The organism is Streptomyces sp. NBC_00400 (genome assembly GCF_036048035.1).
GTDB lineage: Bacteria > Actinomycetota > Actinomycetes > Streptomycetales > Streptomycetaceae > Streptomyces.
This window is the reverse complement of the sequence record NZ_CP107940.1, coordinates 8,222,328-8,235,790: the sequence shown is the minus strand read 5'-3', so window position 1 is coordinate 8,235,790 and position 13,463 is coordinate 8,222,328. Positions and strand designations below refer to the sequence as shown.

The window sequence follows — 13,463 nt, the reverse complement described above, 5'->3', positions numbered from 1 at the left end:
GCCGGATGGGCGAGAGGGTGCGCGCTTCGCGCGGAAATCCCGCCGTGACAAGGGCACTTTCCTCTGCTGACGGGCGAGGCCGGAGCGCGGGCAACGCGGGGCGGTTACCGCTTGCGCGGCGCATTCGCTTCCCGCGTCAAGAAATTCGGGCGGCAGACCGCTTTGCGCGCAGGCCGTGGCTCATCGGCCACGGCCTGGCCGGTCACAGTGCTCCGGGCCCCTGACGGGGAATGACCGCGGTCACAGTTTTGCCGGCCGGCTTTTTCCTGATCTCTACGGCGCTCGCGATGCGGCAGACCATTGACCATCCAAAACCGCCGCCCTCACCGCTGACATCCGGGGTGCGGGGGCAAGGGAGCACCGGGCTGGCATCGTCCACGTCGACCACCACCGATTCCGGGCCCGCCCGCAGCCGCAGCGTGCAGGTCTTACCGCCCGCGTGCCGCACCGCATTGGTCACCAGTTCGGAGACGACCAGGATCACCGCTTCCCTGGTCTCCCTTTCCGTGGCGGGCTCCATTTGCTCCAGGAAGGTGGCGGCGAGGTGGCGTGCGGGTCCGACGGCCTCGGACCGGCAGTCGAGTTGAAGCTCCAGCACCGGCGACGCCGTGATGGTGCGAGGAGCCTCGGCGGTGCTCATGATAAAGCTCACCTCATATCGCGTCGTCTTGCCTTCAGGCCGGAAAGAGTTCCCTCTTCCCTGGCTATCAACCACAATTTTCCGAGGTCGGACGAAATGGTTTGTTCGCCCTGACGGCGAAAAGCCGGCCCCGCACCCGTACCGAGCGGACAAGGAAAGCGGAGCGGTGTGGAACACCTCACGCCACCTTGGCAACTGGACGGCCAGGACGGTCACCGCCAGGCCCATGAGGCCCGCCGCACACCGCCGGCGCCGAAATGATCAGCGCGAGAAGCGGCAGCGGCAAAAGCGGAACCACCGTCATCATCCTCCGGACAGACGCGTGCCCGCATCCGCCGCAAACAATCGGACATTACCCCTGTTTGCTTCACCGGCCGATGGGTAAGGGTCGATCTCTGTTGTCGTTGCAGGCAGGGGCGGAGGGCCTTCCGTATTGCTCACCGAGTTCGCAGCCGGCTACCGCGCCGGGCTCGGCATCGACCGGCCGATCGCCTCTCCTGCCCCACGCGAGCAAATGCGGACATAAAGCCCTATATCTCCTCATGCTTCACTACGTCGAATGACCCGTGCCCCTCGGCCATGTGACGGCCGCTCCCGGCCGACGCGTGACATCCACACCCACTCGGCGCCGGAGGGCAGCCGATCCCGTCCGGCCGGGACGAGCAGCGGGCCGGCGCCGGTCCAGTTGCCCACGCTGTGTGTGGTCGCCGCGGACGGGTGCCCGGACCGAGGCGCCCGCGCCCGCATCCTGGGCGCCACCAGCCTTGCCCCGACGAAGACCATCGCCGTGGCCGCCAGATACCCCAGTTCCAGCACCGCGGCATGGGTCGGGGCGACCCTCGCCGACCAGCCCGCGCCACGCTGTACGCCCTCGAACACCACACGGTTGACGCTCAGGAAGGCCACATGGGTACCGATCGCCGCCCACAGCGGCGCGGGTCCCGGCGCCGTCCGGGCGGCCACCAGCGTGAGCCCGAAGACCGAGAGCAACACCAGGTAGGCGATCGGATCCTGCCCCTCGGGGGTGAGACCCATCGGCTCGGGAGCCACGCCCGCCAGTCGGGACACCCCGGCCTGCACCACGGTGGATGCCGCCGGTACCAGCAGGAAGACCGCCGTCACCCCCAGCGCGGAGACCACGCCGCCGAGCCGGTCGCGCAACGAGGCCCAGGCATAGCCGCGCAGCGTCGCCTCCTCGGGCAGCGCCTCCAGCAGCACGGCCACCAGGGCATTGCTCACCAGGAACGAGGCGAGCGCCGCCGGGTCCAGGCCGGACCAGCGGACCCACCCGAGCGCCGTGCCGGTCCCGAGCACGGCGGCAGCACACGAGACGGTGACGGCCAGGCCGCGGAGGAAGCCGAGTGGCGCCGAGGAAAGGCGCCCGAGCCCCAGCGGACAGCGCCTCGCCGACCGGGCGGCACGCAACCCCATGACGGTGGGGACGGCCAGCGCACTCACCAGCGCGGCAGGCAGGAGCTGTCGCAGGAAACCGTCGACACCGAGCGCCCGGGCGAACGCCTCCCCCAGCGCATTCCCCGCTCCCAGTGCACACGCCATCACCGCGCCACCGAGGAGCGCCCTCCCCCAGGCCCGCCCCGCGGAGCCCCGAGCCGGCGTCGTGCCGTACCTCGTAGCCATCGGCTCTCCCTTCACGTTCGGCGGGAGGGACGTCCGGACGTATCCGGATGTATCTGGATACGTCCTGGTGTGTGCCCCGGAATCGTCCCTGCGCATCGAACCGGGCAGGTGGTGGGGATCGTCACCCCGGCACCGGACACCGGGCGGACACCGGACCGTCGCACCCCGCAAGCTCTTCGAGAGCTACGTGTGCCCGCGGCTTCGACCATGAAGCCGCCCACCGGCGGGCCCGACACGAACGGCTCCTCAAACCCTCCTGCGGCATGACCTACCGCCGCCGGGGACTACATCCCTCGACCCAGCAGCCGTACGCGAAGGGCAGAGAAGCAGGCCGATGACGGCGTGCAGGAGAACGCCGCCACGCCCTCTGCCCCTCCGTGCGGTCCTGCCCGGCGGCAACCGGACGAGGGGGCCCGGCCCCTCGGCCCGGCCCCGCCGCCCGCGCCCGCGCCCGCGCCCGGCACAGCCCCGGCCGGCTACTGCCCCGTGCGTGCCGTGCGTGCTGTGTGTGCCGTACGCGCACTCGCCAAGAGCCTCAACGGCGCATAGACCGCCACAGACACGACGAACGCGACGTAGTACGCGAGATCGGCGCCATGCAGTGCGGCCGCGACCGGGCCGACGAACAGGGTCGTGTCCATGAAGGGCACGGCCGCGGCGAACGCGACGACAAAAGCGAGGCACGCGGGCCACCACGGCTGGGGACGGGCGAACTCGGCCTCCACGTCGATCGGCGCGCCGCGACGGGCCTTGGCGCGCAGCCGCGCGTCGACGAGCACAATGCCCACGAAACCGGGGATCCAGTAGCCCACGAACAACAGCAGGTTCTGGAAGCGCACCGCGGTGTCCGCGGCGTGCATCCACAGCACCAGCAGAAAACCGAGTACGGCCGCCGCCGCCGCGGCGAGCGGCCGGGGTATCCGTATACCGGCCGTCTGCAACGCCAGGGAGCCGCTGTAGTCGTTCATGGCGTTGCTGCACACCGCCGCGGCCGCAATGGCCAGCAGGCCGAAGGCGCCGAGGACCCCGCCGCCCAGCAGCCCGTGCACCCCTGCGGCGGTCTGATCGGTGAACAGCTCGGCTCCCCACAGCCCCAGCGCCTGCACCCAGGCGAACGAGAGCACCATGCCGAGCACGGAGTACCAGAACATCCTGGGCCGGGAGGTCGCACGGGGCAGGTAGCGGCTGAAGTCCGACGCGTACGGGGCCCACGAGATGGCCAGACTGAGCGCGACGGTGCTGGTCAGGACAAAGGCACCCAGACGATCGGCGCCGTGTGCGGAGCTCGCTACGGGAAGCGGCACTCCGGACAACAGCTTGACGCTCAGGACCAGGAATGCGGCACCCAGCACAAAGGTCATCACCGTTTGGAGCTGGTGGAGCGCCTCGTAACCGAAGACGCCGACGGCTCCCTGGAGCAGCAGGACCACCAGCGCGCCCAGCCAGAACGGCCAGCCGAGCAGCTGGGCCAGCGCCTCACCGCCGAAGAGGCCGATCAGCGCATCCCAGGCGACGGACGAGAGCCACTGCATGATCCCGGGCAGTGCCACGCCACGGCCGAAGGCCAGCCGCGACAGTGGTAGCTGACCGGTCCCGGTCTGGCTGCCCCAGGTGCCGAGGTAGGCAGCGGGCACCGCGCCGACGATCGTGCCGAGCACCATGGCCGTGAGTGCCGTCCAGAAGTCCAGCCCCAGGGAGATGCCCACGGTGCCGGAGAACACTCCGGTCATCGTGAGGTTGGGGGCGAACCACACGGTGAAAAGGCGGGCAGATTTTCCGTAGCGGTTGTTTTCGGGCACCGGCTCGATGCCGTGCCGCTCGACCGCCAGGTCACCGGTCCGGGCAGGCATCCGCCCTCGGAAGGCGGATTCTTCGATGGTCATGACTCTCCAGGCTCAACAGATGCGCCGCCCTACGGTAGGCCGGGCGACCGGCCCGCCCGTCACGGCCCCCTGGCACGGTGCCGCCGGCCAGGGCCGTGGTCCTGGCGGATGGTGGGATCCACGTGGTAGGAGCAGTAGCTGCCCAGGCCCCACCCTTCGTGCGTGGTCACCCCGCCAGCGATCTTGTACGCGGCGTACCCCTTGGTGCTGCCGTTCTGCACCGCGGCCTGGTTGGGTGCGTCGTACGCGTTCTCGTTCTGGAAGAAGACCGTACGTCCCCGCTCGCCGCGCCACTCCACGTCGTACTTGTTGAAGTGCTCGACGAAGAGCCCGGTCGCCAGGACGTCGTCGCCGTTGACCCGGACGCCGTAGTCGGCCCGGTTGGTCTCCCAGCCCACACCGTCGCCGTGGTCGGCACGCCAGACCCAGGTGTGATCGACGATGGTGTGGTTGCTGTTGATCACCATGCTGGTGGTCGCCTTGCCGGCGCCCGCCCCGCCGATCCTGATGAAGACGTCCTGAACCGTGGCCGGATGGGCGGCGTGGCTTGCGGAAGCGCCCTCCGGGCCGACCTCCAGCAGCGTGGCGGAGCCGGCGTCGACGGTCACATCGCCGTTGAAGGTGGTGTCGTCGGGTGAGAGCCCGAGGCCCGCGATGGAGGTGTAGAAGCCGAGCTGGGCATTCAGTCCGTTGTAGGTACCCGGTCTGCGCCGCCCCTGTGGTGGGGCGAGGAAGAACGCGAACCCGGGCACCTCGGCAGCCCGGAGGTGAGCCGACGCCCCAGGCCCTGAAGTGTCGGCGCCCATCCGGTGCGCACTGCCGGCGCAGGACTCCCGCCTCCCGCCTCCCGCGGCGCTGTGCGAGGCGTCAGCCCAGGGCCCGGTCAAGGTTGAATGCGGCGCTGATGAGGCCGAGATGGGTGAAGGCCTGCGGGAAGTTGCCGATCTGTTCGCCGGTGTGGCCGATCTCTTCGGCGTAGAGCCCGAGGTGATTGCCGTAGGTGAGCATCTTCTCGAAGGCGAGCCGGGCCTCGTCCACCCGGCCGGCGCGGGACAGCGCCTCGACATACCAGAACGAGCAGACCGAGAAGGTGCCCTCCTCGCCCCGCAGTCCGTCGGGGCTGCGGCGGGGGTCATAGCGGTAGACCAGGGAGTCGGACACCAGCTCCTCGCCCAGCGCATCGAGAGTGGAGAGCCACTTCGGGTCGGTGGGAGAGATGAACTTGGCCAGCGGCATCATCAGGACGGAAGCATCGAGGACTTCGTCGCCCTCGTGCTGGACGAACGCCTTTCGCCTGCTGGACCAGCCACTCTCCATGATCCGCCGGTAGATCGCATCGCGGGCATGGGCCCAACGGGGCATATCCGCCGGCAGGCCCCGGTGAGTGGCGATCCGCATGGCGCGCTCGATCGCCACCCAGCACATCAGCTGCGAGTACAGAAAGCGCTGGGCTTTGCCGCGCGTCTCCCAAATGCCTTCGTCCGGCTGGTCCCAGTTGTCGCAGACCCAGTTGACCAGGGTGCCGACGGTGGCCCAGTGGTCGCTGGACAGCGGCTGCCCCCATTTGTCGTAGAGGTAGAGGGAGTCGATGAGGGCACCGTAGATGTCCAGTTGGAGCTGGTTGACGGCCTCGTTGCCGATCCGGACGGGCGAGGAGCCCAAATGGCCTTCCAGGTGGAGGAGTTGTTCCTCGGGGAGTTCGCTGCGGCCGTCGATGCCGTACATGATCTGCAGCGGACCGTCGGAACCTTCATTGAGGGCGATGTTCTCGGACAGGAAGTGCACGAAGGCCTTGGCCTCGTCGGTGAAGCCCAGTCTGAGCAGTGCGTAGATGCAGAACGCGGCGTCCCTCACCCATGCATAGCGGTAGTCCCAGTTGCGCTCGCCGCCGACCTGTTCGGGCAGGCTGGTGGTGGGCGCGGCCACGATGGCGCCGGTCGGCGCGTACGTGAGGAGCTTGAGGGTGAGCGCGGAGCGGTGCACCATCTCCCGCCAGCGCCCTCGGTAGCGGGAGTGCGACAGCCAGGTGCGCCAGTACCGCACCGTGGCACCGAACAGGTCTTCCGCCTCCGTCAGCGGGCAGGCCCGCGGCTCCACACCGCCGCCGATCCGGTCGAGTGCGAAGACGGCGGACTCCCCCTCGCCCAGCAGGAACGAGGACGTGGCGTCCGGGCCGTCGATCTCGACCGGAACGCTGGACGTCAGCGCCAGAGAGAGATCCGGGGAGTCGAATACGGTCTGGCCCTGCCGCATACTCACGGTGTGCGCACTGCGCCCGTAGTCGAAGCGGGGCCTCACCCGGGCGGTGAACGGCACGGCCCCCCGCACACAGAGCACCCGCCGGATCAGCCGGTGGCGGTCCGCCTCGTGGGAGTCGTCGACGATCGGCATGAAGTCCTGGACCTCGCCGACGCCGTGGTCCGCGAAGAACCGCGTGATCAGGATGTTGGTGTCGGGGAAGTAGAACTGCTTCGTCCGGGCGGGAACGTCCGGGGCCAGCTCGAAGGCCCCGCCCCGGTCGGCGTCGAGGATCGCCGCGAAGACACTGGGGGCATCGAAGCGTGTGCAGCAATACCAGTCGATGGTGCCATTGGTGCCGACGAGTGCGGCCGTACGCATGTCCCCGATCAGACCGTGCTCGGCGATGGGGGTGTAACGGAGTGCGTCCGCCTTGCTGGGGCGGAGGCTCACAGCGGCGGTCATGCGACCTCCCCGGACGGGGCTGCAGGAGCAGTGGATTCAGGTTACCTCTGCGCCGTCGCGGGCGGCGAGCGAGCCGAGTACGCCCGAGACCCGCCTCCGCTTGTCACTGTGCGTGATCCACGCTCACGGAGGGAGTCGAGGAATTCCGGCCCGGCCTCTCGCGCTGCGCCCCTCCGCCGTAGGACGATGGCACGCTCGCCTCGCGCCTGTCCCCTTCCGTACGCCATGCCCTGGGAAGGACCCGGATCATGAGCAGACCGACTGCTGCACACGGCCGCCTCGCCCTCCTGCTCACCACCCTGCTCCTCGGAATGTCGCTCGCCGTCGCGCCCGGGCCCCTCGCACACGCGGCGGGCGCGCCGGACGGCCCCGCGCACCCTGCCGCCTCGGCCGGCACCTACTGGACCCCGCAGCGGATGCGGGCCGCACAGCCCGCCGTCGTCACCAGGAGTTCAAGGGCGCCGCGCCCGGCAGCTGACCCCAGTCCGCCGAGCCACCCGTTCGACGGCCTCCCCCAGGTGGGGACCTTCTTCTGGACGGACGGCAGCAACACCGGCCGGTTCTGCGGCGGCACGGTCGTGCGCAGCCCGCGTCGCAACCTCGTGGTCAGTGCCGCCCACTGTCTGCGCTCCCCCGACCCGAAACGGCACTTCTCGTTCGTGCCGCAGTACCACGACGGGCTCACACCGCACGGGATCTACCCCGTCGACCGCATCTACCTCGACCAGCGGTATTACGACCTCGGTACCGACGCGGGGGCCCGCTGGGACTACGCGGTCGTGCGGCTGGGGGCGAGGAGCGACGGGTGGGAGGTGGAGGAAGCGACGGGCGGCTTCGACCTGCTCCCGTACCCGGGGTACGACCACCGGAAGGTGCGGCTCATCGGCTACCCCGGCAACAGCGACACCAGCCACCCCAAGCCCCTGGACTGCCTCTCCTCCACGCATCGCTACACCAGCACCGACCCGGCCGCCCCCGGGGACTTCCTGGAGATTGCCTGCGCGGGCTATATCGGCGGCACCTCCGGAGGGCCGTTCCTGGTACGGGACTTCACCGGCTACGCCCTGATCGGCGTCATCGGCGGCTACCACACCGGTGGCGACTTCCCGGACGTCTCCTACAGCTCCTATTTCACGGCCGACACCCTGGCGCTCTATGCGCACGCGGTCCGCGGCGATACTCCTGCCGCACCGCGCCAGGATCCGCCGTCGAAGTGATCGTGGACATCTCCGGGTGACCACGGACATCTCCAGGCATTTCCTCCGCCCCTGTTAATGTCAGCCTTGTTGTCAGCCTTGCGGTCAGGGCTCATGTCCGCGTTGAGGTCAGCGATGACTGAAGGCTGGTTTCCCGCCGGACCCGCAGTGGAAGGTGACGCCCGTTGGTGCCGTCGTTTCTCTTGTCCGTGCTGAACCGCCTTTTCGGCAATGAATCGTGGCGCCGGCTTCATGCACAGGCGGCGTTCTGGGTCACGCTGGTCATGACCGCGGTACTTCTCGGCGGTGCCGCTCTGGTCGTGGTCGCCGAATCCGGTGCGCCGCACGCCAATATCACGTCTTACCCGAGGGCTTTGTGGTGGTCCATCGAGACGGCGACCACCGTGGGGTACGGGGATTTCTATCCGGTCACGGTGTGGGGCCGTGTCATTGCTTCGCTCTTGATGCTCAGCGCCATCACGGCGTTCGGGGTCATCACGGCAGCCCTCGCCACCTGGTTCGTCGGGCGCGCGGAGCAGGACGTGATCCGCGTGGGCAAGGCGGTGGGGAATTATGCACGCGAGGACGCGGAAGCGCTCCGCTCGGAACTGCATACGCTGCACACGCGCTTCGACCACGTGGAGAACCTGATCCGGGACAAAGGCTCCCACTCCGCCTCTTGACGGAGGAGCGTTGCGGTCCTTGACTTGGCTCCTTGGATGCCCATGTACCGGCGGGCGGTCTCTTGTCTAAGCTGGTGGCCGTGATGGATTCCGCCGATGTGCGCCGTATCGCCCTTTCCCTGCCCGAGACGGTGGAGAAGGTCGCCTGGGAGATGCCCACATTCCGGGTTGCCGGAAAGATGTTCCTCACGATTCCCGACGATGAGACATCGTTCGCCGTGCGATGCCCGAAGCATGAGCGGAAAGAGTTGATGGCCGCGGAGCCGGCGAAGTTCTGGGTACCGCCGCACGAAGCCGGCTCCGCCTGGGTGAGGGTACGGCTGGCCGAGTTGGAGGACATCGACGAGCTGCGGGACATCCTCGTGGATTCCTGGAAGCAAGCAGCTCCGACGCGGCTCGTGGATACTTTTCCCCAAACGGGCTGAGTCGGCGTGCCCTGCCGAGCGGGCATATCTTGCCCGCTCTCATCGGACGCCGACCGTCAGCACGGCCGCCTCGCGGCCGCCTCTCACAGGCGGCGGCGCAGGTCACTCCAGTCCAGTGCCTGGGACGCCGTCTGCTGGGAACGCTCGGCGGCCTCGCGCGCTTCGGCAAGGATGTCTCCGTGCTCCTCGACGAGCTCTTCGTAGATGGGAGTAGGGCTGGAGGTGTGCGGAGAAGTGTGCGTGGAGGTAGTCATGTCGGTGTCCCGTTCCCTTGTGATTCTGTGACTGCGGCTTGATGGTTTCTCGCCGCCCTGGGAAGTAGGGAGCACCACAGTTGCATAGTCGGTGCACAAAGGGAGGTTTTCCCCACTCGTCCGCCGCTCCCCCGCGCAGGCGCTGGACATCGTGTCATGACCGCGGCGAGCACGCAAAGATCATCCCAGAGCCCGAGACCCTGTGCGGTGCGCTCATCCCCCTGCGGCATGCGAGGGGACGCTTCCCGTCAAGGACCGACGCCCGCCCGGTCCGCCGGTGTGCGTCGCCTCACGCGCTCCGCCCCCGGTGAGCACTTCGGCCCGCAGCCGGTCATCCTCATTCCCGGCACATCAGCTCGGTACATCAGCTCGGTACATCAGCTCGGCACATCAGTCTGTACGTTGTCGGCACATCTGCCACTCGCTCGGCACGCATCAGCTCGGCACAGTTGGAGGGGAACTCGTGGGCAAGCCGCTGTACGTAAGGTTTCAGGGGACCAGGCGCAATCCGAAAGGCCGCTTCCCCGGTGTCTTCGGCCTCGCCAACGGCCTTGCCCGGGAGGGCAAGTTGAGCGACGAGCAGTACCGCTTCTGGCGGGCCGGCAACGACTGGTACGACGCCCACTTCACCAACCCCTCGGACATCGACCCCACGGTCTACGACCGGGACCTCAACCCCGGAGCGGTGGCCTGGTTCAAGGCGCATGCCGTGCATCTCATCGAGCGGGTGGACGGATATCTGGAGCTCCTGGCCGCACATCACGTGCCCTGCGAGCGGATCGAGTCCACGGACCCCGGGAGGATTATTTACGAGGACGACGAGCAGGTCGTTGTCGTGCCGTGGGAACAGGCAAGGCCCGGGGCAGCAACGCCGTGACCCGGGCACGGTCACCGCACGGAAACAGCCGGTCGCCGAGGCTCGCACAGCCTTGTGCGCCGGGAGCAGGTGTTGCGTGTGCTCTGCGCGCTGGAGGCCAAGTCCCCGGACGTCAGTGCGCGATGCCGTCGATCAGCTCGCGGGCCCCCTGACGCAGCAGGGCGACGGCCACGGACGTTCCCAGCGTCTCCGGGGTGAGCGGGCCGGCCCATTCGTGCGCATGGAGAACCGTCTTGCCGTCCGGGGTGAACACACAGGCCCGCAGTGACAGTTCGCCGCGCCGGTCGGTCGTGGCGTAGCCGGCGATCGGGCTGTTGCAGTGGCCCTGCAGCACGTGCAGCAGCATGCGCTCGGCAGTGGTCTCCTGGAAGGTCCGGGGGTGGCCCAGGCCGCTGACGGCATCGATGGTGTCGGCATCGTCCTCGCGGCACTGCAGCGCCAGCACACCCGCACCGATGGGCGGGCACATCTCGTCCACCGACAGGATCTGGGTGATCACGTCCGTACGGCCGATGCGCTCGAGACCGGAGACGGCCAGCAGCAGTGCGTCCGCCTCACCGGCCGCAAGCTTCTCCATGCGGCGGTTGGCGTTGCCGCGCATCGGCACACACTGCAGGTGCGGATGGGACGCGGCGAGCTGGGCGATCCGGCGGACCGAGGAGGTACCGATCCGGGTGCCTTCGGGGAGTGCGTCGAGGGTGAGCCCGCCGGGGTGGATCAGTGCGTCCCGGACGTCATCGCGTTCGAGGAAGGCGGCGAAGGTGGTCCCGGCCGGCAGCGGACGGTCCCCCGGGATGTCCTTGACGCAGTGCACCGCGAGGTCCGCCGTACCGGCCAGGAGGGCGGCGTCCACCTCCTTGGTGAACGCCCCCTTGCCCTCGACCTGGGACAGGGCGCCCATCCAGCGGTCGCCGGTCGTCTTGACCGGGATGACCTCGGTGGCGATGCCGGGATGGAGGGCGGCGAGTTCGACGCGGACGCGCTCCACCTGCGCCAGGGCCATCGGCGAGTCGCGGGAGACGATACGGATCAGTTCAGGGGCGGACATACGCCCACGATAGTCCGTCAGATGCCCGGGGCCCGCCACCAACGGGCCCGGCCCGACCGCGCTTTTGCGCCCCCGCGGTACGGTCCCCGCATGACCCGATCGACCGAAGCCGACATCCTGCCGTCCTCCGCCGTCGCCGCGGATGATCTCGACCGCGCCGTCCAGCTCGCGGTGGCCGTGCTCCGCGAGGCGCCCCGGGCCGCGTGGGACGGCAAGGCGGGCTCGCTGGAATGGGACTGCTGGGAGACCGTCGAACATCTCAGCGACGACCTGTTCGCCTACGCCGTCCAACTGGGCCCCCGGAGGCCGCCGTTGGAGGGCCCGGTGCCGTTCGTGTGGGAGAGCCGGCGGCCGGGAGGTCCCTCGAACGCCGTACACACCGACCGTGCGGCGGGTCCTGCCGGGCTGCTGCAGGTGCTGGAGGCGAGCGGCGCTCTGCTGGTGGCCATGGTGCGTACGACGCCGCCACGGGTGCGTGCCCACCATGTGTTCGGGGTGTCGGACCCGGAGGGCTTCGCCGCGATGGGCACCGTGGAGACGCTGGTGCACACCCATGACCTGGCGGAAGGGCTCCAGCTCGCCTGGAACCCGCCCGCCGACGTCTGCGCACGGGTGCTCGCCCGGCTGTTTCCGGATGTCCCGGAGGCCGCCGACCCCTGGCGCACCCTGCTGTGGGCCACCGGGCGCGCCGAACTGCCGGGGCACCCTCGCCGCACCGCCTGGCGCTGGTACGGCAGCGTGCGGGGATGACTCCCGGCACCGGGTACGGCCCGGGCGAATTCCGCCGGCCGGGTGAGCGGCGGGCGCCGTCGCGCCGCTGAGCCTCCGGCCCGTCGTCCCGTTCAGTGCCGCGCCCAGGGATGCCGCAGACGGAGCCAGAGGTCCCCGGCCCGCCGCCCCGCTTCGGTACGGCTCTGGGCCACCAGCTCCTGAGCCTGCTCCTCGCTCTCCACCATCGGGCCGGAGCCACGCAGCGGCTTGCCGGCCGTCTCGTGGAGGAAGAAGGCGGCGATGAGGCCGATGACGCCGGCGACCACGAGGTAGCAGGCGGGGGCCATGTCGTCGCCGGTCGCCTGGATCAGCGCGGAGGCGATGAGCGGTGTGGTGCCGCCGAAGAGCGAGACCGAGATGTTGAAGGAGATCGACAGCGCGCCGTAACGCAGCCGGGTCGGGAACAGTGCGGGCAGCGTCGACGCGGACGTACCGGCGAAGCACACCAGCAGGAGGCCCAGGATCAGGCACCCGAAGGCCGGCAGCAGGATGCCGCCGGCGCGGATGAGCAGCACCGCGGGCACGGCAAGGACGATCATGGCGACGCTGCCCGCCATGAAGACGGGACGGCGGCCCCAGCGGTCGGAGGTACGGCCCACGGTGGTGAGGGTGAGCACCACGACGATCATGGTGCCGAGGACGAGCAGCTGGGCGGTGAGGGCTTTCTGACCGAGGGTTTCGGTCATGAACGTCGGCAGGTACGAGGTCACCATGTAGTTGGTGACGTTGTAGAGCAGCACCAGGCCCCTGCAGATCAGCACGGCCTCCCAGTACCGGGTGAAGATCTCCTTCAGCCGTCCCTTGCCGGACTGGCGGGCCTCCTCCACCGGGTCCTCGCCACCCGCGGCAACGGCCGCCTCCGCATCGTGGTGTGCCTGCTCGGCCTCGCGCCGGAAGGCCGGTGTCTCCTCCAGTCTCAGCCGCATGTACAGGCCGATGAGCCCCAGCGGCCCGGCGACGAGGAACGGCAGGCGCCAGCCCCAGTCCACCAGACCGTCGGCGCCGAGTACGGCCGTGAGCAGGGTCACCGGTCCGGAGCCGAGCGCATACCCGTACTGACCGCCATCATGATCATGGTGGCGGCGGGCACGCGGCCGGCTCACCCGTGGTTTCTTCGACGGCTCATCATTCCCCGGCCGGTCCGTACCGGGAGAAGGCCAGGCGCCGCGTGTCGCACGAGCTGACAGGCGCGCCCGGGGCGCCTCCCGGCCATGACACAGCCCAGGCCGACAGAGGGTCGGCCTGGGCTCGTTCCGGGCTCTTCCGGGGCGCCTGGGGCATCTCCGGGAGAGGGAGAGCCCTCCTGAGAGAACCCTCCTGGAGAGGTCTCCCGGGCGGCCCGGAA

The 13,463-nt window shown here is 69.4% G+C and carries 11 protein-coding genes and 2 pseudogenes; 5 read left to right on the top strand and 8 right to left on the bottom strand.

Annotation, left to right across the window (positions count from 1 at the left end; genetic code table 11):
* Window positions 1–202: 202 nt before the first annotated feature.
* The 5 genes and pseudogenes from OHS81_RS36210 to OHS81_RS36190 all read right to left on the bottom strand — a co-directional run bounded on the left by OHS81_RS36210 (window position 203) and on the right by OHS81_RS36190 (window position 6,864).
* The gene (locus OHS81_RS36210; protein ID WP_328390426.1) at window positions 203–640 is read right to left on the bottom strand and encodes an ATP-binding protein; all 438 of its coding nucleotides are present in this window, start codon (window positions 638–640) and stop codon (window positions 203–205) included.
* Window positions 641–1,180: 540 nt separating this feature from the next.
* A complete protein-coding gene (locus OHS81_RS36205; protein ID WP_328390424.1) occupies window positions 1,181–2,278 on the bottom strand; it encodes a CPBP family glutamic-type intramembrane protease in 1,098 nt (365 codons plus the stop codon).
* A gap of 476 nt (window positions 2,279–2,754) precedes the next feature.
* On the bottom strand, window positions 2,755–4,161 hold the full coding sequence (locus OHS81_RS36200; protein WP_328390422.1) for a purine-cytosine permease family protein: 1,407 nt from the start codon (window positions 4,159–4,161) through the stop codon (window positions 2,755–2,757).
* Between the two features lie 92 nt (window positions 4,162–4,253).
* Window positions 4,254–4,763, bottom strand: a pseudogene (locus tag OHS81_RS36195) (coagulation factor 5/8 type domain-containing protein); the annotation flags it as partial.
* 265 nt (window positions 4,764–5,028) lie between these two features.
* Window positions 5,029–6,864 (bottom strand): glycoside hydrolase family 15 protein, encoded by a 1,836-nt coding sequence (locus OHS81_RS36190; RefSeq protein ID WP_328390420.1) that lies wholly within the window; start codon window positions 6,862–6,864, stop codon window positions 5,029–5,031.
* A gap of 248 nt (window positions 6,865–7,112) precedes the next feature.
* On the opposite strand from OHS81_RS36190, the gene OHS81_RS36185 reads away from it, so the two are divergent.
* The 3 genes from OHS81_RS36185 (at window position 7,113) to OHS81_RS36175 (ending at window position 9,168) form a co-directional block, all read left to right on the top strand.
* Window positions 7,113–8,081, top strand: coding sequence for a trypsin-like serine peptidase (locus tag OHS81_RS36185; RefSeq protein ID WP_328390418.1), 969 nt, complete (start codon window positions 7,113–7,115; stop codon window positions 8,079–8,081).
* Between the two features lie 164 nt (window positions 8,082–8,245).
* On the top strand, window positions 8,246–8,743 hold the full coding sequence (locus tag OHS81_RS36180) for a potassium channel family protein (RefSeq protein WP_328390417.1): 498 nt from the start codon (window positions 8,246–8,248) through the stop codon (window positions 8,741–8,743).
* 83 nt (window positions 8,744–8,826) lie between these two features.
* Window positions 8,827–9,168 (top strand): MmcQ/YjbR family DNA-binding protein, encoded by a 342-nt coding sequence (locus OHS81_RS36175; RefSeq protein ID WP_443058883.1) that lies wholly within the window; start codon window positions 8,827–8,829, stop codon window positions 9,166–9,168.
* Between the two features lie 83 nt (window positions 9,169–9,251).
* Here OHS81_RS36175 and OHS81_RS36170 read toward each other — a convergent pair whose 3' ends face one another.
* Entirely contained in the window at window positions 9,252–9,422 is a 171-nt protein-coding gene (locus OHS81_RS36170) for a hypothetical protein (RefSeq protein WP_328390413.1), read from the bottom strand.
* A 463-nt stretch (window positions 9,423–9,885) separates the two neighbouring features.
* Between OHS81_RS36170 and OHS81_RS36165 the strand changes: the two genes are divergently transcribed.
* Window positions 9,886–10,299: a hypothetical protein gene (locus OHS81_RS36165; RefSeq protein WP_328390411.1), complete on the top strand. Its 414-nt coding sequence runs from the start codon at window positions 9,886–9,888 to the stop codon at window positions 10,297–10,299.
* 112 nt (window positions 10,300–10,411) lie between these two features.
* Here OHS81_RS36165 and hemC read toward each other — a convergent pair whose 3' ends face one another.
* Entirely contained in the window at window positions 10,412–11,347 is a 936-nt protein-coding gene (gene hemC / locus OHS81_RS36160) for a hydroxymethylbilane synthase (protein WP_328390409.1), read from the bottom strand.
* A 90-nt stretch (window positions 11,348–11,437) separates the two neighbouring features.
* Between hemC and OHS81_RS36155 the strand changes: the two genes are divergently transcribed.
* Entirely contained in the window at window positions 11,438–12,097 is a 660-nt protein-coding gene (locus OHS81_RS36155) for a maleylpyruvate isomerase N-terminal domain-containing protein (RefSeq protein ID WP_328390407.1), read from the top strand.
* Window positions 12,098–12,189: 92 nt separating this feature from the next.
* Here OHS81_RS36155 and OHS81_RS36150 read toward each other — a convergent pair.
* A pseudogene (locus OHS81_RS36150) lies at window positions 12,190–13,170 on the bottom strand (MFS transporter); the annotation flags it as partial.
* Window positions 13,171–13,463 lie beyond the last annotated feature (293 nt).

Coding starts and splice junctions, on each gene's coding strand:
- OHS81_RS36200 (WP_328390422.1), bottom strand. CDS start 4,161: ATGACCATCGAAGAATCCGCCTTCCGAGGGCGGATGCCTGCCCGGACC.
- OHS81_RS36170 (WP_328390413.1), bottom strand. CDS start 9,422: ATGACTACCTCCACGCACACTTCTCCGCACACCTCCAGCCCTACTCCC.
- OHS81_RS36190 (WP_328390420.1), bottom strand. CDS start 6,864: ATGACCGCCGCTGTGAGCCTCCGCCCCAGCAAGGCGGACGCACTCCGT.
- OHS81_RS36205 (WP_328390424.1), bottom strand. CDS start 2,278: ATGGCTACGAGGTACGGCACGACGCCGGCTCGGGGCTCCGCGGGGCGG.
- OHS81_RS36155 (WP_328390407.1), top strand. CDS start 11,438: ATGACCCGATCGACCGAAGCCGACATCCTGCCGTCCTCCGCCGTCGCC.
- OHS81_RS36210 (WP_328390426.1), bottom strand. CDS start 640: ATGAGCACCGCCGAGGCTCCTCGCACCATCACGGCGTCGCCGGTGCTG.
- OHS81_RS36175 (WP_443058883.1), top strand. CDS start 8,827: ATGGATTCCGCCGATGTGCGCCGTATCGCCCTTTCCCTGCCCGAGACG.
- OHS81_RS36185 (WP_328390418.1), top strand. CDS start 7,113: ATGAGCAGACCGACTGCTGCACACGGCCGCCTCGCCCTCCTGCTCACC.
- hemC (WP_328390409.1), bottom strand. CDS start 11,347: ATGTCCGCCCCTGAACTGATCCGTATCGTCTCCCGCGACTCGCCGATG.